The 20,036-nt window shown below is 45.3% G+C and carries 18 protein-coding genes; 8 read left to right on the top strand and 10 right to left on the bottom strand.

Annotation, left to right across the window (positions count from 1 at the left end; translation table 11 throughout):
- Position 1: 1 nt before the first annotated feature.
- On the bottom strand, positions 2-547 hold the full coding sequence (gene syd, locus IJ23_RS06940; protein ID WP_005381970.1) for a SecY-interacting protein: 546 nt from the start codon (positions 545-547) through the stop codon (positions 2-4).
- A 108-nt stretch (positions 548-655) separates the two neighbouring features.
- On the opposite strand from syd, the gene queF reads away from it, so the two are divergent.
- From queF to xni, 5 genes are all read left to right on the top strand, one after another.
- On the top strand, positions 656-1,501 hold the full coding sequence (gene queF / locus IJ23_RS06935; RefSeq protein WP_017821755.1) for an NADPH-dependent 7-cyano-7-deazaguanine reductase QueF: 846 nt from the start codon (positions 656-658) through the stop codon (positions 1,499-1,501).
- Positions 1,502-1,665: 164 nt separating this feature from the next.
- Positions 1,666-3,948 (top strand): tetratricopeptide repeat protein, encoded by a 2,283-nt coding sequence (locus IJ23_RS06930; RefSeq protein ID WP_017635678.1) that lies wholly within the window; start codon positions 1,666-1,668, stop codon positions 3,946-3,948.
- 98 nt (positions 3,949-4,046) lie between these two features.
- Positions 4,047-5,612, top strand: coding sequence for a GGDEF domain-containing protein (locus IJ23_RS06925; protein WP_033905849.1), 1,566 nt, complete (start codon positions 4,047-4,049; stop codon positions 5,610-5,612).
- A gap of 291 nt (positions 5,613-5,903) precedes the next feature.
- Complete coding sequence (gene ppnN, locus IJ23_RS06920) at positions 5,904-7,280, top strand: nucleotide 5'-monophosphate nucleosidase PpnN (RefSeq protein WP_005383611.1); 1,377 nt, start codon at positions 5,904-5,906, stop codon at positions 7,278-7,280.
- 58 nt (positions 7,281-7,338) lie between these two features.
- Positions 7,339-8,121, top strand: a complete 783-nt coding sequence (xni, locus tag IJ23_RS06915; RefSeq protein ID WP_005381982.1) for a flap endonuclease Xni — start codon at positions 7,339-7,341, stop codon at positions 8,119-8,121.
- 108 nt (positions 8,122-8,229) lie between these two features.
- On the opposite strand, the gene rlmM is transcribed toward xni, so the two are convergent.
- The 7 genes from rlmM to pomA form a co-directional block, all read right to left on the bottom strand.
- Positions 8,230-9,321 carry a 23S rRNA (cytidine(2498)-2'-O)-methyltransferase RlmM gene (gene rlmM, locus IJ23_RS06910; RefSeq protein WP_017820611.1) on the bottom strand — a complete coding sequence of 364 codons (1,092 nt, stop codon included), beginning with the start codon at positions 9,319-9,321 and terminating at the stop codon, positions 8,230-8,232.
- Positions 9,318-9,716: a DUF423 domain-containing protein gene (locus IJ23_RS06905; protein WP_033905848.1), complete on the bottom strand. Its 399-nt coding sequence runs from the start codon at positions 9,714-9,716 to the stop codon at positions 9,318-9,320. The genes rlmM and IJ23_RS06905 overlap by 4 nt, the downstream gene beginning before the upstream one ends.
- Complete coding sequence (locus IJ23_RS06900; RefSeq protein ID WP_033905847.1) at positions 9,706-10,329, bottom strand: alpha/beta fold hydrolase; 624 nt, start codon at positions 10,327-10,329, stop codon at positions 9,706-9,708. Before IJ23_RS06900 ends, IJ23_RS06905 begins: the two co-directional genes overlap by 11 nt.
- Positions 10,310-11,230, bottom strand: a complete 921-nt coding sequence (locus IJ23_RS06895; RefSeq protein ID WP_005383616.1) for a transcriptional regulator GcvA — start codon at positions 11,228-11,230, stop codon at positions 10,310-10,312. Before IJ23_RS06895 ends, IJ23_RS06900 begins: the two co-directional genes overlap by 20 nt.
- 510 nt (positions 11,231-11,740) lie before the next feature.
- Positions 11,741-13,189 (bottom strand): tRNA uracil 4-sulfurtransferase ThiI, encoded by a 1,449-nt coding sequence (thiI, locus tag IJ23_RS06890; RefSeq protein ID WP_033905846.1) that lies wholly within the window; start codon positions 13,187-13,189, stop codon positions 11,741-11,743.
- A gap of 211 nt (positions 13,190-13,400) precedes the next feature.
- Positions 13,401-14,348, bottom strand: coding sequence for a flagellar motor protein MotB (locus IJ23_RS06885; RefSeq protein ID WP_033905844.1), 948 nt, complete (start codon positions 14,346-14,348; stop codon positions 13,401-13,403).
- Positions 14,349-14,362: 14 nt separating this feature from the next.
- On the bottom strand, positions 14,363-15,124 hold the full coding sequence (gene pomA / locus IJ23_RS06880) for a flagellar motor protein PomA (protein ID WP_005381564.1): 762 nt from the start codon (positions 15,122-15,124) through the stop codon (positions 14,363-14,365).
- 263 nt (positions 15,125-15,387) lie between these two features.
- Here pomA and xseB point away from each other — a divergent pair, with 263 nt between their 5' ends.
- From xseB to dxs, 3 genes are read left to right on the top strand one after another with little or no spacing between them, the layout of a single operon-like run.
- Positions 15,388-15,630 (top strand): exodeoxyribonuclease VII small subunit, encoded by a 243-nt coding sequence (gene xseB, locus IJ23_RS06875; RefSeq protein WP_005381566.1) that lies wholly within the window; start codon positions 15,388-15,390, stop codon positions 15,628-15,630.
- Positions 15,631-15,651: 21 nt separating this feature from the next.
- The gene (gene ispA, locus IJ23_RS06870; protein WP_033905843.1) at positions 15,652-16,536 is read left to right on the top strand and encodes a (2E,6E)-farnesyl diphosphate synthase; all 885 of its coding nucleotides are present in this window, start codon (positions 15,652-15,654) and stop codon (positions 16,534-16,536) included.
- Between the two features lie 20 nt (positions 16,537-16,556).
- A complete protein-coding gene (gene dxs, locus IJ23_RS06865; protein ID WP_033905842.1) occupies positions 16,557-18,422 on the top strand; it encodes a 1-deoxy-D-xylulose-5-phosphate synthase in 1,866 nt (621 codons plus the stop codon).
- Positions 18,423-18,469: 47 nt separating this feature from the next.
- Here dxs and pgpA read toward each other — a convergent pair whose 3' ends face one another.
- Complete coding sequence (gene pgpA / locus IJ23_RS06860) at positions 18,470-18,976, bottom strand: phosphatidylglycerophosphatase A (RefSeq protein WP_031780838.1); 507 nt, start codon at positions 18,974-18,976, stop codon at positions 18,470-18,472.
- A 91-nt stretch (positions 18,977-19,067) separates the two neighbouring features.
- Positions 19,068-20,033, bottom strand: a complete 966-nt coding sequence (gene thiL, locus IJ23_RS06855) for a thiamine-phosphate kinase (protein WP_033905841.1) — start codon at positions 20,031-20,033, stop codon at positions 19,068-19,070.
- Between the last annotated feature and the right edge of the window lie 3 nt (positions 20,034-20,036).

Below are 20,036 nucleotides of genomic sequence, written 5' to 3'. Positions count from 1 at the left end.
CTTAGACGGCAGCCTCTAACTTATTCAAGAACTCAACCAATGAATCTGCCAATACATCACGTTTAGAGGTGCCCAAACGCTCTAGAATCACATTGCCAGTTAGGTTACAAATAGAAATCACATCCATTTCCTCATCTGTCGCTGCGATAAATACCGTTGGTTTAAGTTTCAAGCGGCGCTGCGTCACCAAATGACCAAGAATATTTTCTTGTAGGCGCACGAAATCGTCATCGCTCCACACTTGCAGCAGCGTCAACGAATTACCTTGCCAAGTTGCCTCCATATCGGCGCAGTATTGAGAACCATAAAAGGCTTTAACATCATCTTGCAGTGACAACTCAATCGCATTTTCCACATTGGTGAAATCGGCCATTTCATCACGTGCGACCGCTTTCCAAAGCACCTTTCCATCACGCTTCTCTTCGACACAAGGAGAAACAAGCTCTGCAAGCTCTTCACTGCTTGGCAACTCATTGTGCTTAGCTTGCCAAGCTTGTTGGTAGCGCAGGCTGAACTCTTGTAGCGCCTGAGTAACGTTTTGGGTCATGAAGATCTCCTCATTCCTTATTTATCAGATAGCCGTACTTGCCGGATGGCAATTGACCAGCGGATTCAGTAAAATTCTCGCCATTCTAATCGAAAACGACCACAAAGTATGAGCAAATATTCTGACGCTAAAGAGCTTGCTGGCCTAACACTAGGTAAAACGACCGAGTATGCGAACCAGTATGACCCAAGCTTGCTGCAACCAGTCCCTCGCAGCCTGAACCGAGATGACCTTCAGTTAGGCGATACTCTGCCTTTCATGGGGCACGACATTTGGACGCTGTATGAACTGTCTTGGTTAAATAGTAAAGGTTTACCACAAGTGGCCGTTGGCGAAGTATACATTCCAGCCACCAGCGCAAACTTGATTGAATCGAAGTCTTTCAAACTGTACTTAAACAGCTATAACCAAACCCGCTTTGCAAGCTGGGAAGAAGTGACTGAGCGTTTAACACAAGACCTGTCTGAATGCGCAGGTGAAAAGGTGCTGGTTGAGGTGAATCCAGTGACCCACTATACCAATCAACCTATCGTAACAATGGACGGTGAATGTATAGATGACCAAGACATTGACATCACCAGTTACGATTTTGATGCCGATTTGCTTGGAGGTGCGGCAGGTGAAGCACAAGTTGAAGAGGTGCTACATAGCCACCTATTGAAATCAAACTGTTTGATCACTAACCAACCCGACTGGGGCAGTGTAGAAATTCGCTACCAAGGCGCAAAAATAGATCGTGAGAAGCTGTTACGTTACTTAGTGTCTTTCCGCGAGCACAATGAGTTCCACGAGCAGTGTGTAGAGCGTATTTTTACGGATCTAATGAAATACTGCCAACCAAGCAAACTGACCGTATTTGCCCGCTATACGCGCCGTGGAGGCTTGGATATCAACCCTTACCGCTCAACGGAACAAGATAAGCCAGCTCACAATCACCGTATGGCTCGTCAGTAAGCGCATAGGCAACAGAAATAAGTTCGGCAATCTAAAGGGTTGCCGGACGTTTTTATTGTCCAGGCATGTTACTATATCAAATGGCTTCAACCCGCATTTAAACGGCTAACTGAGGCTTTTCGCCGTTATCGCCATATCTAAAAACAGTTCGAGGGAACGAAAGGATGTTTTGGGACAGTTCGCGTCTATTCAAGTTGATTGGCTTTCTTTGCTTGCTGTTTGTACAGCCACTTCATGCTACCATTTTATCGTCCGCGTTACTCAACGAAGCACAACAATTGGCGGAAATAGAGCCATCACAAGCAAAACAAGCGGCAACCAACTATTTGTCACAGCGTGAACTAACAGAACGCAAAGAAAGTGACAGCCCTTCAGCCATGTCTCGCGACGAAACAGATCGTAGCGTTCGCACACCAAGCAGCACCATCGAAGCGCACAAGATTATCGCTCAGGCAGATTACGCCATGGGTAATGTTCGTTCGGCTATCGAGCACCTAAATAAAGCGGAACGCTTAGCGCAAGAATATCAATTGCCGTACATGGACTTAGATCTCCAGCTGATGCGCAACCAAATGATTTGGATGTACGACGAAAACTACTCAAAAGCGGAAGACACGCTTAACCAAATTGAACAACAGCTCGATGAAGCCGATGCCGTATTACAACGCACCGACAGTGTTCGCTACCGACTAGTGATGCAAAGAGCACTCCTCGCTTCACATAGTGGCGATATCATTAAAGCGGAAAACTTGTACTCTGAAGCAAAGACCATGCTTGACGATAGCCGCTCTGAGTTAGCCTTGATCGACTACTACACAGCCGTCGGCGAGTTTTACCTCAATAGCAAGAAATACAATTTGGCTTTGTCAGAACTGCTATACGGTTATTGGCAATCTATTGAAAGTAACAGTGGTGCAAGGTTAGCAAAAGTGAATCGCCTTTTGGCTAGGCTCTTCCAGGAGCGACGAGTGTACGACAAAGCGATCGAATACTTATCTCAAGCCGCAGATTTTTATGACTCTTACCCTAGCTCTCCGATCCTAGCGGACGTCCTAGAGCAAATGGGCGACATCTACTTTTATCAGGGTAAGTTTAACCTTGCATTAGTGCATTACTTCAACGTACTTGACCATGAAAGTACCAGTAAGAACATCAATAGAATCATTAAAATTCGCTTAAGCTTGGCGGCTACCTACCTACAACTCTATAACTACGCGCTAGCAGAGCAGTACTTAGACCGCTCTAAAGAGCTTTTAGAATACACTAATATTCCTAAGCTTGAAGCAAAGGCTGCCCTGCTTCAGTCAGGTCTGGCTTATCATCAAAATGACAGTAAAGACGTCATTACTAATGCAAAGCTGGCGTTAGCGCTTGCTGAAAAGTCACCTGAAAATAACAACTTCATTAAGCAGCAATCATACCGTTTACTTGGGTTAGGTTACGAGCAGGCAGGCGAATACAAACTTTCTCTGCAAGCTTATAAAAAATACACCAACCTCGTTCGTCTAGAACAAAAGCAGCTTAACCAAATCAGTGAAGATGCGTTCCGTCAGCAAAAAGAATTTGCCGAACAAACCATCCATTACATCGGTCAATCAGAACGCTTAGAGCAAGTGGAAAGAGAGCATCGTAAATTCCAAAAAATCTCATTTGCATTGTTTATTACTGTATTGGTCATGTTTTTGTTCATTATGCGCCGCGGTGTCATTATGCAGCGCCAAGCAAGTGAAATCGAAAAACTGCGTAACGACCTCTTCACCCACTCTCGCTCTCGTTTACGTAACTTGCGTATGCTGAACGTTAAGCTGTCTCGCTCATTGAAAAAGTCGAGCGAAACTTTCGAGCAATGGCAAATGGGTGAATTGATCCACGAACCACTTAATGATCGCCTACGCTTTGTTATGATCGATTTGCCATTCTTACGAAGCATGTACGTCCATAACGGCTATAAGGCAGGTCTAGAACTAGAACGTGCATTTGGCGACTTCCTTGCGGAAAAAATAGAAAAACCGTCGCGTCTTTATCATTTCTCAGATGCGAACTTACTCTACATAGAACCGAACGCTGACCGTGATGCTTCTGCCGAAGTCATGTTCGAAAAATTCCAGACTTGGGTGGATGAGTTCGCACAGCAGCACAACGTCAATCGTATTATTCGTATGGGCATCAGCGATTATCCGTTCTTACCCCGAGCCTACACTGCAATTAACGATGAGGAATTACTCGATCTGTTATTGCTTGCTACTCACATCGCACGAGAAGTCAGCTTGAAGGATAAGCAAAGCCACTGGGTGTTCTTAAAAGCCATCGATAATGCGCCTGCTGCTAGCTTTGCAACAGGTAACATAAGAACTGCTTGTCAACATGCCATTAGCCAAGGCCTGATCAAGATCCATTCGTCCTACAAGAATGAGGACGACATCAAGAAAATATTAAAAAATGGATAATTAAACGCCTGTTGAACGTAATAACTAATGACGCTATAAAGTTTTTTGTTATTATCAGATAATTGTCAGTAGTACATGGACTTAACCGTAGTCACTTCATGGGAATCTTGGAATCCGATATTCAGTCGCAGCTGCATCAGCTGAGTTGTCAACTTGACCAACTCAGACTGACTCATCGTGATACTTCACTCAAATTCAAACGTGAACAACAAGTTCTTAAACGCGTTGTGGCATCATTGTCTTCAGCTTGCCAGGGTTCGAATACTCAGGTATCCAACTACCTATTTGAAATCCAACAAGAGCTGCAACATCAAAAAGATATCAGCACTCTTATCCCGCGTTTAGCGGTATTAGAGAGGATGCTCAAACAGCAGTCGAAGACGATGGATAAACAGAACGGTTACCTTAACGAACAAATCAAGCACAGTGGTGAAACACTGCAACGTGTCACGGGCTTACCTGCGCAGTTAAAACGTGAACTACGGAACCTGATGAGTTTCTCTGAAGTTCACGCCAGCAATAAAGCTGATCAAGCCACTAAGCTACTGAGTATTTACGAACGCGCTCTGAAAATCATCACGTCTAATTCACGTCTACATCTTAGTGAATTTGAAAACAATCCCGACAGATCTCAGCTTGAGTGCTTAGCCAGCGACCTCCAACATACTATTACAGAGCTGGATTTCGAGGGAGAATCAGGCGATAGATTGCTGGATATTCGCGCTAAGTTGCTCCTTGGCGTGAGTGCCGAGTCTCTCATTGAGCTTACGCTCTCAACGCTGAAATTGGTTGTCGAAGCAACAAAGTTCGAGCGCGAGGCGTCTAGCCAATTCCTTGATCAGCTGAACACTTCTCTCGCAAGTAACCTAAAAACCGTTCATCAGAACGTCGACCAGCATCATACCTACTTTGAACACCGCCAAGAGCTCAACACAGAAATGAACAGCTTGGTTGAATTAAGCCAAAAGTCACTTAATCAAGCTCAAGATATCGCGGTTGTGAAAAAAGAAATCACGCCTCTTCTCGAAAAAATGGCGTCGCTGACAGAGCGACTGAAAATGACGGAAGAGCGAGAGCAAGCGCTGCAAGAACGGTTAAGTTACAGTAAGAACCAACTCGAAGCGGTATTTGAAACTACGCAAGATTATCGTCGACGCTTAGATGACCAAGCTCAGCGTATGTTGCTCGACCCGCTGACTAAAGTTTATAACCGCACTGCATTTAACGATCGACTAGAGCTAGAGTATCGCCGTTGGATTCGCTCTCAGCAAAACCTTCGTGTTGTGCTGTTTGATGTAGACAATTTCAAAGCGGTGAATGATAGCTATGGTTATACGGCTGGCGATAAAGCGCTGAAGATTATCGCTCGTACTATTAACAAGCGCGTATCAGAAACGGAAACAGTGGCTCGCTTTGGTGGCGAGGAGTTCATTCTACTCGTCCCGGAACAATCTGAAGAATACACACTGGATCTGATTAAGCATATCCAGCGTGATATTAGCCAATTACCCTTTAAGTTCCGTGAGCAAAATATCATGATTACCTTAGCTGCTGTATCGACGTCTTTCAAAGAGTCCGATACGCCAGAGTATGTGCTCGATCGTCTTGGCAAGATGCTTGCGGACGCTAAAAAACGTGGAACAAACCAGCTTAACTGGAGCTAAGATTCGTACAAAAAGCGAGCAAACAAACCAAGTTTGGTGCAATCTGCGCTTTATAACCACCCATTTTCAACGAGTTATCACATTTCTTCCCTTTTAGTCTGCTAAGCTGTAAAAACCCAAGTCACTTCAAGATGATGTATTTATAAAAGGCAAATGTATCATCTTGAGGTTGCTTGGGAGTTGATAACCATAAAACCAAATCGGCCAACTACCTTTCATCAAACCATACGTATAACACCAAAAAGGTAAGTTGGTACTTTCCCTCAAATTAATGCAACACAAGGAGGCGTTATGATTACCCATATAAGCCCCGCTGGTAGCATGGACTTGCTATCTCAACTAGAAGTAGAGCGCTTAAAGAACACAGCCTCGAGTGAACTTTATCAGCTGTACCGTAATTGCACATTAGCGGTGTTGAACTCCGGTAGCCATACCGATAACTCGAAAGAACTGCTCGATAAATACCAATCGTTTGATGTCAACGTCGTGCGTCGTGAGCGTGGTATTAAGCTTGAGCTGACTAATCCGCCAGAGCACGCTTTTGTTGACGGCGAAATAATTAAAGGTATCCAAGAGCATCTGTTCTCCGTATTGCGTGATATCGTTTACGTAAACATGCATTTGGCAGACGCCCAACGGCTCAACCTTACTAACCCAATTCACATTACGAACCTCGTGTTCGGCATTCTTCGTAATGCCAGAGCATTAACTCCAGGTATCGCACCGAATCTTGTCGTATGTTGGGGTGGTCACTCTATCAATGGAGTGGAGTATCAGTACACACGTGAAGTGGGTAACGAACTGGGCCTGCGTGAACTTAACATCTGTACAGGTTGCGGCCCTGGCGCAATGGAAGGGCCGATGAAAGGTGCAGCAATTGGGCACGCAAAGCAACGTTATACTCAGCAACGTTATCTTGGTTTAACCGAACCCTCGATTATTGCGGCCGAGCCACCAAACCCAATAGTAAATGAACTGGTCATCATGCCCGACATCGAAAAGCGCTTGGAAGCTTTCGTCCGTATGGCTCATGGTATCGTTATTTTCCCAGGAGGCCCGGGCACAGCGGAAGAGCTACTGTACATTCTTGGCATCATGATGCACCCGGATAACGCCGATCAACCAATGCCTATCGTATTAACAGGACCAAAAGAGAGTGAAGAGTACTTCCGCTCTATTGATGAGTTCATTCGCGACACACTTGGTGAGGAAGGGCAAAAGCACTACGAGATCATCATTGACGACCCGGCAGAAGTCGCTCGTATTATGAAACGCTCCATGGACTCGGTACGCCTTCACCGAAAAGAGAAAGGCGATGCGTACAGCTTTAACTGGTCATTGAAAATTGAGCCAAACTTCCAACTGCCATTCGAGCCTACTCATGAGTCGATGGAACAATTGGATTTAAGCCTAGATCAAGAACCGCAAGTTTTAGCGGCCAACTTGCGTCAAGCCTTCTCTGGCATAGTGGCAGGTAACGTAAAGGCTGAAGGCATTCGAGAAATAGAACGTAGAGGGCCTTTCACCATTCATGGCGACGCAGTCCTCATGAAAAAACTCGATAAGTTGCTAAAAGACTTTGTCGAACAGCACCGAATGAAATTACCTGGCGGTTCAGACTACGAACCGTGTTATCGAATCGCTCACCCGGAAATTGGTGGTCGATAGTCAGGCTAGCATTCGTTACACTAGGGGCATTACGCCCCTTTTTTATTGCTAAGTCATTATGTCTATTCATCTTGTTATCATTGATGCCCTAAACCTGATCCGCCGAGTGCACTCAGCACAACCAGATCCAACCGACATAGCAAGAACCATAACCACAACGCAAAGAACCCTCACTCGCATTCTGTCAGAGGCCAACCCGACACACATCATCGCAGTTTTTGATCACCACGAACAAGATAGAGGTTGGCGCGCTGAAATTCTCCCTGACTATAAGCAAAACCGAAAACCAATGCCTCTGCCACTACTGCAAGGGTTAGATGCGATTCAACAAGCGTGGTGGGAGCAAGGTATTGATTCATTGCTGTCTGAAGGCGATGAAGCAGATGATTTGGTTGCTACACTCGCAACGAAAGTGGCCAGCCATGGTGAAAAAGTCACCATCGTTTCGACTGACAAAGGTTACTGCCAGCTACTTTCCCCTACCCTACAAATCCGTGATTATTTCCAACATCGTTGGTTAGATGAACCATTTATCGAAAAAGAGTTCGGCGTAAAACCAAGTCAACTAGCGGATTACTGGGGATTGACAGGGATAAGCTCTAGCCAGGTTCCGGGCGTACCTGGAATTGGCCCGAAAGCAGCGAAAGAGATTCTCACTCAGTTTGAGAGTATTGAAGCTGCCTACGCTAGTGAAGATCTCGTACCGAAATACCGTAAAAAATTGGATGAGCACATTGAGTCTGCTCGTTTATGTAAACGCGTCGCCGCTTTAAAGTGCGATATAGAACTAGGCTTTAACTTGCAAGATATTCGCTTTTTAGGGCCAAACAAAGCGGAGTAGTGCCCGATGGTAGTTTCACACCATGAAACCCTCAGATATTAAAAAAGCGCCATTTGAAGGCGCTTTTTCTATTCTAATCACTATCCCTAAAAGACTCAGGGAATAAAGTTAGTAAGGTGAAATATTCGACAGACATTGGATATGAATCGTGATCTCTTCACGATCATGATACAAATGTTTAGCTTGTAGCTTGAACTTTACCTTATTATCAATGAGGAACTGCTTCAGATTTTCAAGGTCTTGCAGCACTTCGTCATAACGCCCTTTCATTGGCAGCTTAAGGTTAAAGATGGCCTCTTTTGCCCAACCTTTTAACAGCCACTGTCCCATCAGGTGAGCAACACGAGCTGGCTTTTCCACCATGTCACAAACAATCCATGTTACGTTCTTGCGGTCTGGTTCGAACTTAAAGCCATCCACCATATGGTGTTTGATCTGGCCAGTTTCCATCAAACTGTCTGCCATCATGCCGTTATCAACGCAGTGAACGAACATTGAGCGCTTCACTAATTGGTACGTCCAACCGCCTGGACATGCACCTAAATCCACACCCCACATACCTGGTGCCAAACGCTCATCCCACTCTTCACGTGGAATAAAGACATGAAATGCTTCTTCCAGTTTAAGTGTTGAACGACTTGGAGCGTCTGCTGGGAATTTAAGGCGAGGGATACCCATGAAGAACTGTGAGTTGTTGTCAGTGTAAGAGTAACCAACGTAACAGTGGCCAGGCTCAACAAAGCAAATGTGCAGTACTGGTTTTTTCGCGTTATCTTTGTTCAGCATTAAGCCTTTGCCGCGCAACGCTTGACGCATTGGGACGGTAAACTTACGGCAGAATTTCAGTAGCTCTTTCGCTTCATTTGTATCTGGCGTTTCAATTCTCAAATCACCACAACGAGGGAATGCTTCAATGTCTGCTAGTTCATTCAAAATTGGACTAATGCGGTCATCACTTGGCAACGATTGAAACTCAGCTGCTACCGCAAACATTTGTCGAGCAAAAATTAAAGACTTAAAGTCTAAACCTCTCGCAAGTTTGTCGGCATCTCCATCTTGGTAACACTCGAAGACAACATAACCTGAGTTTCTCTTCACACGAGGGAAGCCATACACTTCCAACTGTGTCGCTTTGTCCTGAATTTCACCAGCACACTCTTTCTCAAAGCCAGAACGGCAATAGAGCATTAGTTGTTTCACTTGGAGACCTCTTTGATATTGAACGCAGCAAAAAAGAACAGACACCAACCAATCATGAACAGTAATCCTCCCACAGGAGTAATTGGCCCAAACCACTTAATGCCCGTCAGCGCCAGCGCGTAAAGACTGCCGCTAAAACAAAAGATGCCGATAATAAAGCAAATCGCCGCAATGAAAAAATATTTTTGTGCTTTTTGTCCCAAATGGAGCAGAAGCAGAATGGCACAAAACACAATCGCCAACGTGTGAATAAATTGATACAGAACTCCGGTCTCAAATACACCGAGCAAATAAGGGGCCAGTGTCGCTTTTAGCCCATGAGCAGCAAATGCTCCAAGAGCGACCGAAATCAGCCCAGACAGAGCAGAGAATGAGAGTAACCACTTACTTTTCACTGTACACCTCTTTTATAAACGCCGCTAACTGCTCTATCGCGAGTGCAATGTTACCCACTTCAGTATGACCTGAGATCTTGCGCGGTTTGAAGCTGTGGTCACCATCAGGTAAAAAGCTCACCGTTACTTGTGACGAAAGGACGAAATCATCGAATTCCTCACGCTTACCAAAGGTGTCTCGTTCCCCTTGCAGAATCAGCGTAGGTTTCTCAATGGTTGCTAAGTGCTCGCCTTTGTATTTCTCTGGCTTTCCTGGCGGGTGAAATGGAAACCCTAAACAGGCAATGCCCGCCACCAGCTCATTTTCAGCCAACAAGCTCGACATACGACCGCCCATTGACTTACCACCAATAACCACGGGAGAAGAAGTAAAGTGAGCGATCACTTCGCTGTATGCTTCGAGCAACTTTGGCGCGCGATCGGGCGGACGCTTTTTGCCATCTTCCGAACGTTTCACCATGTAAGGGAAATTAAAACGCACTACACGAATACCTTGCTCCACTAATCCTTTGGCGACAGCTGTCATGAAGTCATGCTCCATCCCCGCACCTGCGCCGTGAGCAAAAATAAACAGCGGTCCGTTTTCAGACCCCTCAGCTATCCAGTGATTCATCCAATACTTCCTCTTGTTCTTTTCTCGCGGTTGCTAACATCCAGTCTCTAAACGTTGCGATTCGGCCCATATCTGCCTGCTGTTCATGACACACCACATAGAATGCATTCTTAGATATCAACACCTCGTCGAATGGTGCAATGAGTCGTCCGGCTTCCATTTCAGGTTTGGCGAGTACGTTGTTACCGAGCGCGACCCCCTGACCGTGCGCAGCAGCCTGTAGCACCATCGTTGAGTGACTAAAAATAGGACCGTGGTTTACGTTGATGCCTTCAATGTTGTAATGACGAGCAAACTGCTTCCAGTCTTTACGCGAAGTATCGTGTAACAAAGTATGTAATTTGAGGTCACTTAAAGATTCTAATGGTTTGTTACCCAAAAGTAATGAAGGTGAACAAAGTGGGATCAAAAACTCTTGGTACAATTTATCTGCTCGCAAACCTGGCCAGTTCCCACGGCCATAGTAGATCGCCACATCAACATCATCAGTCAGTGAGCCTTCATCCATATCTACGGCTTTAATACGTACATCGATATCGGGCTCTTGAGCATTAAAATCGGCCAAACGAGGTACAAGCCATTGGATAGCAAAACTCGGCGGTAGGCTAATCGTCAATGCCCCTTTTTCGCTACGTTCCAACACCTTATCTGTCGCTTCCGCAATCGAGGTGAAAATATCTTTGATATCGAGAAAGTAACTTTGGCCTTCTTCTGTTAACAACAAAGAACGATTACGTCGACGGAAGAGCTTCAATGATAAGAACTCTTCAAGCGCTTTAATCTGGTGACTGACCGCGGCTTGAGTAACAAATAACTCTTCTGCTGCTCGTGTAAAACTGAGATGACGAGCAGCCGCTTCGAAGACTCGAAGCGAATTTAATGGAGGCAATCTGCGAGACATATGGGACCTCTAATAGGATTAGTTTTTTTAATCTGAAACATTATAAAATGTCCGTTGTCGAACAGCCAGATAAATTCTATATTTCACCCCGCAACACGGGCCTGAACGGCTTGATTTCTTTGGAAATCAATTGGCTTCGTTGTTGCGATGTTGTGTTTGCAAACTCGTATTTCGAGTTAGGTAGATTTCTACCATAATGTTTTGTCCACACTCCCTGTGACAAAACATATACTTCCTGTATTTATTTTTGACCTGTCTGTCAAATTTGTTACACCGCCTAAATTAGGCGGTGTTTTTTTATCTATCAAAAATCTCATCCGCATATCTGGCAGCAATATCACTTTATTACTCTTCTTTCGGATTAATTATCGTTATATCAACACAAAGTGTATGGCTTTGCGATGAGCCTCAACATTATGCTAAGTAATGGTTGTCTGTAACGCGATCAAAAACAAAAAAGGCGCAAATTGATGTCTCAATTTGCGCCTTTTAACGTATTTTAACAGTCAGCTATGGACGGTAAACTTTTACGTTGCTGAAGCCTTGCTCTTGCAAGTAAAGCGCTTGCAGACGGCTCATCACACCGCGGTCACAGTAAAGTAGGTATGTCTTAGACTGGTCTAAGTCACCAAACTGTGTACCCAGCTTGTAGAAAGGGATATGTTTCACATCCACACCTTCGATTTCAAGTGGGTTATCGTCTTCCTCTTCAGGACTACGAATATCTAGCACAACCGCGTGCTCTTCTACCGCTTGAACTTGCTCTACTTCTGGTGCGGCTTGCTCAGACTCTTTCGCGATATCACGAATGTCCATCATGCGAGCTTCTTGAACCACTTGCTCAAGGATACTAAAGTCGAATTTCTCTTCTTCAGCTTCTAGCTTGCCTTTCACCGCTTTCACGGTTGGCTTCTTAGAGATAACACCACAGTATTCTGGCATTGTCTTTGCGAAATCTTCTGTGCCGATTTCACGTGCTAGATTGATGATGTCTTCTTTATCCCAGTTGATAAGCGGACGCAGAATCAGCGTGTCTGTTACGTTATCGATGTGGCGTAGATTGGTTAGCGTTTGGCTCGATACTTGACCTAGCGCTTCACCTGTTACCAATGCTTCGATCTTCATCTTCTGGGCGATCATGCCTGCTGCACGCATAAACATACGCTTCAAGATCACGCCCATTTGGCCGTCATCGACTTTCTCTAGGATTTCCGCAACCACAGGCTCGAAATCAACTGAGATAAAACGTACTTTTGCTGAAGAACCGTATTTGTTCCATAGGTAGTGAGAAACCTGCTTAACGCCGATTTCGTGTGCTGGACCACCTAAGTTAAAGAAGCAGTAATGTACTTTTGAACCACGCTTGATATGAAGATAGCTTGAAACACCAGAATCGAAACCACCCGAGATCAGGCTTAACACGTCTTCTTGCGTACCCAGTGGGAAACCACCTAGGCCTTTATGACGAGACAATACTTGGTTTAGCTTGTCGTTCGAGACTTCTACCTTGATCGTCACGTCTGGGTTTAGTAGCTTAACACTAGCGCTTTCAATCGCTTGATTTAAACCACCGCCTACATAACGCTCTAGTTCAATAGAGGTAAAGTCATGCTTGCCACGACGCTTCGCACGTACAACAAAGGTTTTATTTTCGAGTGCAGCACGGTTGAGTTCTAGCACTTGCTCGAAGATATCGTGCAAGTCTTTAAATTCAGTTTGCTTCACTTCCAGTACGTGGTGAATGCCTGGTGTATGAGTCAAAACCTCAAGAACTTCAGCGTGGAATTCGTTACTCTCAGAGGTCACTTCAATGTGATCACGACGGTTAAATACCGCGACAGACTCCGTGCGGCTCTTAATGATGTTACGAATGTTGCACTCTAAAATCTTTGTGAAGCGCTTACGCACAGATTCACTTTTTACAAAAATTTCTGGATGGGGCTTTACAATAAATTTCATAGTCTAATTCGCAGGTTAGTTTCGCAATCAACAAAGAGTGACACTCAACTTCAATACTTCATACGCAGTAAAACCGCGTTTCAGTCACAAAAAGTAGTCTGAGCTCACTTTTAAGGCGCAAGATTATACACCCAAGCGGATTGGAAAAACAAAAAAAGCGAGCAATCTGCTCGCTTTCTTACCTCTTTACTGACTTAAAACTAAAGCCTAGTTATTGAATTACTGGCACTTCTTCACTGTAGAGAGGCTCGCCTTGCATAATGCTGATTTCAACCCGTCGGTTAAGCGCACGATTTTCATCAGAATCATTCGGTAACAAGGGCTCCGTATCCGCCATACCCCGCACTCTCAAACGTTGATGAGAGAAGCCTCTCACTTTCTCCATCTCTTGCGCGACTGATACTGCACGCTGAGAAGAGAGATCCCAGTTAGAACGATAAAGTTCCGAGTCTAGCGGTCGATTGTCTGTATGGCCAGATACTCGAACAATGCCTGGCACGTCTTTTACTAGCTCTGCAATCTGACGAACTAAAGGACGAAACTTAGGCTGCAAGAAAGCCGAACCTTCTGGGAATGCACCTTTTTCACGCATACGTATAACAATCTGCTGACCGAGATTTTCAACTTCAATGGCGCCTTGTTCAATCTCTCGTTCTAAGGCTTTCTTGATGCTTTCCATCAAGGTTTCCATCTCTTGCGACATCTCTTTAGATTGCTGTTGTTGCATGTCCGCTTCGGCAGACTCATTGTTTTGAGTTGACGTTTCTGCCGATTGCCCACCCGTTAACTTGCCTTCATCACGTTTTGTGCCACCAGCTCGATCAGACTCCCCTTCATGAAATTCGAGCGTCTGCTGAGTGATGTCCATGGTTTGCTGCATGATGACATCAATCGGAGTTGGTTCCGGCCGACCCGGTCGAAACTCTTGGGCAATAATGCTAGTACCTTTGGGAATGTCTTTCACTTCAAGCTGATTTTGCACACCGAAAGCAAATTTCATTGATCCTGCAATTTGTTTGAACTTCAGTACATCCATCTCAGAAAACGAGAGCAGAAGAACAAAGAAACACATCAGTAGCGACATCAAATCTGCGAATGTCCCCATCCATAACGGGAGGCCAGGTGGCGGACAATCGCATTTGTTATCTTCATCATCCATCACGACTCTCCAAGTTACTCGTCAATCTCAAGGGCACGTTTACCTTCATTGAGGTAGTTCTTCAAGTAACTATCGATCACTCGCGGGTTTTGGCCATCTTGAATCGCTAATACGCCATCCATGATCAAACGGCGATTTAGCGTTTCTTGGTCACGACGAAGAGAAAGCTTATCCGCAATAGGGAAAAACACCATATTGGACAGGATCGCGCCATACAATGTGGTCAAGAGTGCAACGGCCATTGCTGGTCCAATCGCTTTTGGATCATCCATGTTTGAAAGCATCGCAACAAGACCAACCAAGGTGCCAATCATTCCCATCGCAGGAGCAACGTCGCCAAAGGCGCGAAATACACCAGTACCTTGCGTATGTCGTTCATCCGTAAGCGCGATGTCTTTTTTGAGTGCCGCTCTCACAACGTCGGCATCATGGCCATCAACCAGTAGATCAATGCCTTTCTGCATGAATGTGTTGTTTATTTCCATCTCTTCAAGAGCAAGAAAACCACCTTTACGCGCCGCATCGGCCATTTCCACAATTTTTGCGATCAGGTCTTCGGGTTCATCCGCTTTAAACATGAAGGCTTTGCCAGCAATCTTTGTCGCACCAAAAAACTGTCCCATTGTGAACTTCATCAACACGACGAATATTGAGCCACCAACGACAATAAGGATCGACGTGACATCGACAAACATGCCGATGCTGCCACCAAGCACCATCGCCATAATGACGAATGCAAAACCACCAATCAAACCTAATAGGGTTGCTAAATCCACAAAGCACTCCTCACGCTATACTCAAATACTGCCATTGGGCGGATTATTACCTGTATCGACAACTCGCGCAGAATTTTTAGAAAAATCTTAGCTAATGGATCACAAATTACACTTAACAACCTCAACCAAAATATGGGGTTTCACCGCTTAGACTCGTTGAACGCTAATTTTGTGACAATTATATAAGGTTAAATTTGACCAAGTTACTAGGCTAAGGTAACTTTCGTGCATCTTACCCGAGGCTTGATTAAGGCAGAAAAAAGATGGCGGTCAAGAAACCAGAAAACATGACCTTTGAAGCAACCATTGAAGAGCTTGATAGCTTGGTTGATCAATTAGAAAATGGCGATCTTGCTCTAGATGATGCCCTGCGTAAGTTTGAACGAGGCATTGCCTTAGCTCGTGCAGGCCAAACTAAATTAAGCGACGCCGAACAGCGCGTGAGCATTCTTCTTAGTGAAGATGATGAAGCACCACTGAGTGACTTCAAACCAGATTCAGAATAACAATCAGTAGTGAGCAATGTGATGCAACAGACATTGACGTCTTTTCAACAAAGAAACAATCAGCAATTGAATTTGTGGCTCGATCAGCTTCCATATCAAGAGCAGCCATTGATTCAAGCAATGAAATACGGCCTTTTGCTAGGTGGGAAACGCGTTCGCCCTTTTCTTGTTTACATCACAGGTCAAATGCTCGGCTGTAAACCTGAAGACTTAGACACCCCCGCCGCTGCTATCGAATGTATACATGCCTACTCACTCATTCATGATGATCTGCCAGCCATGGACGATGATGAACTGCGTCGAGGTCAACCAACTTGTCATATTAAGTTTGATGAAGCAACCGCAATACTGACAGGTGATGCACTACAAACCCTTGCCTTCACTATTATTGCTGATGGTCAATTAAGCCCGGCGGCAGAAGCTCAACGCATCAGCATGATCAAAGCCTTAGCGCATTCCTCTGGTGCCAGCGGCATGTGTGTAGGGCAAGCCTTAGATTTAGGCGCGGAAAATCGCCAAGTTTCTCTTGAAGAAATGGAAGAGATACACCGTAAAAAAACCGGAGCTCTGATTGATTGTGCGGTAAAATTAGGTGCATTAGCTGCTGGTGAGAAAGGTATCGAGGTTCTACCTCACTTGGAGCGCTACTCAAAAGCAATTGGTTTGGCGTTTCAGGTTCAAGACGATATTCTTGATATCATCAGTGACACAGAAACACTGGGTAAGCCTCAAGGTTCCGACCAAGGTCTGAATAAGAGCACTTATCCTTCCCTGCTGGGTTTAGAGGGAGCCATAGAGAAAGCTCACACTCTGTTACAGGAAGCACTTCAAGCATTGGAAGCTATCCCATACAATACTCAGTTACTCGAAGAGTTCGCCCGATATGTCATCGAGCGCAAAAATTAACACTATAAGCGCGCATTTATATGACTCTTGATATTTCAAAGTACCCAACACTGGCGTTAGCAAATACACCGGAAGAATTACGTCTTCTTCCGAAAGAAACATTACCAAATCTGTGTGATGAACTGCGAACGTATCTGCTAAATTCAGTGAGCCAATCTAGCGGACACTTAGCGTCTGGCTTAGGCACCGTAGAGCTAACTGTCGCTCTGCATTATGTTTACAACACCCCTATCGACAAATTGATCTGGGATGTTGGTCATCAGGCTTACCCGCACAAAATCCTCACCGGACGTCGCGATAAAATGCCAACAATTCGCCAAAAGGATGGTCTACACCCTTTCCCTTGGCGTGAAGAAAGTGAATATGACACCTTATCTGTCGGCCACTCTTCGACATCGATTAGTGCAGGTCTTGGCATGGCCATCAGCGCACAAAAAGAAGGTAAAGGTCGCAAAATCGTCAGTGTGATTGGTGATGGCGCAATTACAGCAGGCATGGCATTCGAAGCCATGAACCACGCTGGCGACGTTCATCCTGATATGCTGGTGATTTTGAACGACAACGAAATGTCTATTTCAGAAAACGTCGGCGCCCTGAATAACCACCTTGCAAAAGTACTTTCTGGTAGCTTGTACACTTCTATCCGTGAAGGCGGTAAAAAAGTGTTGTCTGGTGTTCCACCTATTAAAGAGTTGGTTCGCCGTACGGAAGAACACCTAAAAGGCATGGTGGTGCCTGGTACTCTGTTCGAAGAGTTCGGCTTTAATTACATTGGCCCGGTTGATGGGCACGACGTCAATGAACTCGTCAAAACGCTGAAAAATATGCGTGAGCTCAAAGGTCCTCAATTCCTACACATCATGACCAAGAAAGGCAAAGGTTATGAGCCTGCCGAGAAAGATCCTATCGGCTACCATGCAGTGCCGAAGTTCGCACCGGCAAACAATAGCTTACCGAAGAGCAGTGGCGGTAAGCCAACTTACTCAAAGATCTTCGGTGACTTTTTATGTGACATGGCGGCCCAAGATCCTAAGCTAATGGCAATTACGCCAGCAATGCGCGAAGGATCAGGTATGGTGCGTTTCTCAAAAGAGTACCCAGACCAATACTTTGATGTGGCGATTGCTGAGCAGCACGCAGTGACACTGGCAACAGGCATGGCAATTGCGGGCGATCATCCAATCGTTGCTATCTATTCGACTTTCTTGCAACGTGGTTATGACCAATTGATCCACGACATCGCGATCATGGACTTACCAGTGATGTTTGCGATCGACCGCGCAGGTCTCGTTGGCGCAGATGGTCAAACTCACCAAGGTGCGTTCGATCTAAGCTTTATGCGCTGTATTCCGAACATGGTGATCATGGCGCCAAGCGACGAAAACGAGTGCCGACAAATGCTTTACACTGGCCATAAGCATTCTGGCCCGAGTGCGGTTCGATACCCTCGTGGTAGCGGCATGGGCGTAGAAATCGAAACTGAGTTTACGGCGTTAGAAATCGGTAAAGGGCGCATGGTTCGCCAAGGTGAAAAAGTTGCTATTCTGAACTTTGGTACTTTCTTGGGTAACGCGCTAGAAGCGGCAGAATACCTTAACGCCACTGTTGCTGATATGCGCTTTGTGAAGCCGCTCGATGAAGCATTAATTCGTCAATTAGCCACAGATCATGACGTGCTCGTGACGTTAGAAGAAAATGTTATCGCGGGTGGTGCTGGTGCTGGTGTCGTTGAGTTCATGATGAAAGATAAAATCATTAAACCTGTGTTGAACCTAGGTTTACCAGATGAGTTTATTCATCAGGGAACACAAGATGAACTGCATGAAGAGCTTGGTCTCGATGCAAAAGGAATTGAAAAATCCATCTTGGATTATTTAGCAAAATAGAATGTAAAAAGGGATGCTCATAGCATCCCTTTTTTTACGGTCAACGTTTAATTCATCCAGCCCGCATATTTTGCGACTAGAAACAGGGCAACACCGGCCATAACTCCCGCCACGATATCATCAACCATAATACCCAGCCCACCGTGAACTCGCTTATCTAGCCACCCAATTGGCCAAGGTTTTACCATATCGAAAAAACGAAATAAGATGAAGCCAGTGATCAACCACTTCCATTCAGTGAGTGGAATATTCAGTGCAGGTACAATGCTCATCGTAATCCAAAAGCCTGCAAACTCATCCCATACGATTGAACCATGATCATGTACTTTCATGTCTGCAGAGGTCACTTGGCATATTTGAATGCCGATCACACACGAAATCAGAACAACAATGACATACGCCGTAAATGGTAATTGTGCCAACAACAAAAAGAAAGGCACGGCCGCCAGTGTGCCCATTGTTCCAGGGATAAACGGGGATAATCCACTGCCAAAACCCGTCGCCAATAGATGCCACGGGTTCTTTAATGAAATAAGAGAAAGAGGGTTGGTCATATCCTTAAACCTATACTGCTAGTTTGGTTTCAATCGTCATGCCTGTGAGTTGCTCAATAGTAACAGGCTCTTGGCTAGAGCTTAGCTCAGATCATTTAAAGTGGTCGAAGCCACTTAAGTCCCAATCAAGTGGTTGATTGTTATCATGCAGCTCGAAGGTTCCATTTGGTCGGATTTGACCAATACATGTGACCTTACAGCCAGTATGAGATAAAGCGCTTTGTAACGAGCCTCGATTTTGCTCCGGCACGGTAAAACACAACTCGTATTCTTCGCCACTTGCTAAAGCATACTGCTGCGCGCTGATCTTATCATCTAAAAACTGGACTAATTCTGAAGAGATCGGTAGCTGAGAGACATCAATACTCACCCCAACCTGAGATCGCTGTAAAATGTGCTTAATATCAGAGATTAAACCATCTGAAATATCTATCGCAGAAGAGGCTAAGCCAACAAGAGCTTGTCCAGCAAGCACACGCGGAGAACTAAGGTAATGAGCTCGCTCTAGTGCTTCCGCGCCGGCTCTGCTGCGCAGAGAGTCATCTAGAATCACATCCAAGCCAGCTTTTGCATCGCCAAGGTTTCCCGTTACATATACCCAATCCCCAGGCCTTGCGCCGGATCGCGTGAGCGCTTTGTCTTCAGGTACAAAACCTTGCACCGTGAGTGTCAGACACAATGGACCTTTGGTGGTATCACCGCCTATTAACTGAATACCATAGTAATCAGCCAGTTCGAAAAATGCATCACAGAAAGGAGCAAGCCATTCTTCATCTGGCTCAGGCATCGTTAATGCAAAGCTCACCCATGCAGGCGTTGCGCCCATCGCCGCCAAATCACTGATGTTAGAAGCCAATGCTTTGTGTGCGACCCATGCTGGGTTCGCGTCGGCTAAGAAATGCGTTCCAGCTACCAATGTATCCGTGCTAATCGCAATCTGAACATTAGCTGGCGCTTTGACCAAAGCACAATCATCACCAGCGGCTAGATGGACATCTTTACGTTGGCTCTGACGACCGACGAAGTACTTGTCTATCAGATTAAATTCACCAGACATAAT

Origin of the sequence: Vibrio sp. OY15 (assembly GCF_000742455.1) — a bacterium.
Taxonomy (GTDB): domain Bacteria; phylum Pseudomonadota; class Gammaproteobacteria; order Enterobacterales; family Vibrionaceae; genus Vibrio; species Vibrio alginolyticus.
Note: the sequence above shows the minus strand (reverse complement) of the source record. Positions and strands in the feature narration are given on the sequence as shown.

What these genes read in the sequence shown, in the direction of transcription:
- IJ23_RS06885 (WP_033905844.1), bottom strand. Translation starts at nt 14,348, where the DNA reads ATGGATGATGAAGATAACAAATGCGATTGTCCGCCACCTGGCCTCCCG.
- IJ23_RS06900 (WP_033905847.1), bottom strand. Translation starts at nt 10,329, where the DNA reads ATGAATCACTGGATAGCTGAGGGGTCTGAAAACGGACCGCTGTTTATT.
- IJ23_RS06925 (WP_033905849.1), top strand. Translation starts at nt 4,047, where the DNA reads ATGGGAATCTTGGAATCCGATATTCAGTCGCAGCTGCATCAGCTGAGT.
- ispA (WP_033905843.1), top strand. Translation starts at nt 15,652, where the DNA reads ATGCAACAGACATTGACGTCTTTTCAACAAAGAAACAATCAGCAATTG.
- xseB (WP_005381566.1), top strand. Translation starts at nt 15,388, where the DNA reads ATGGCGGTCAAGAAACCAGAAAACATGACCTTTGAAGCAACCATTGAA.
- pgpA (WP_031780838.1), bottom strand. Translation starts at nt 18,976, where the DNA reads ATGACCAACCCTCTTTCTCTTATTTCATTAAAGAACCCGTGGCATCTA.
- IJ23_RS06930 (WP_017635678.1), top strand. Translation starts at nt 1,666, where the DNA reads ATGTTTTGGGACAGTTCGCGTCTATTCAAGTTGATTGGCTTTCTTTGC.
- xni (WP_005381982.1), top strand. Translation starts at nt 7,339, where the DNA reads ATGTCTATTCATCTTGTTATCATTGATGCCCTAAACCTGATCCGCCGA.
- thiI (WP_033905846.1), bottom strand. Translation starts at nt 13,189, where the DNA reads ATGAAATTTATTGTAAAGCCCCATCCAGAAATTTTTGTAAAAAGTGAA.
- queF (WP_017821755.1), top strand. Translation starts at nt 656, where the DNA reads ATGAGCAAATATTCTGACGCTAAAGAGCTTGCTGGCCTAACACTAGGT.
- ppnN (WP_005383611.1), top strand. Translation starts at nt 5,904, where the DNA reads ATGATTACCCATATAAGCCCCGCTGGTAGCATGGACTTGCTATCTCAA.
- dxs (WP_033905842.1), top strand. Translation starts at nt 16,557, where the DNA reads ATGACTCTTGATATTTCAAAGTACCCAACACTGGCGTTAGCAAATACA.
- IJ23_RS06895 (WP_005383616.1), bottom strand. Translation starts at nt 11,230, where the DNA reads ATGTCTCGCAGATTGCCTCCATTAAATTCGCTTCGAGTCTTCGAAGCG.
- thiL (WP_033905841.1), bottom strand. Translation starts at nt 20,033, where the DNA reads ATGTCTGGTGAATTTAATCTGATAGACAAGTACTTCGTCGGTCGTCAG.
- syd (WP_005381970.1), bottom strand. Translation starts at nt 547, where the DNA reads ATGACCCAAAACGTTACTCAGGCGCTACAAGAGTTCAGCCTGCGCTAC.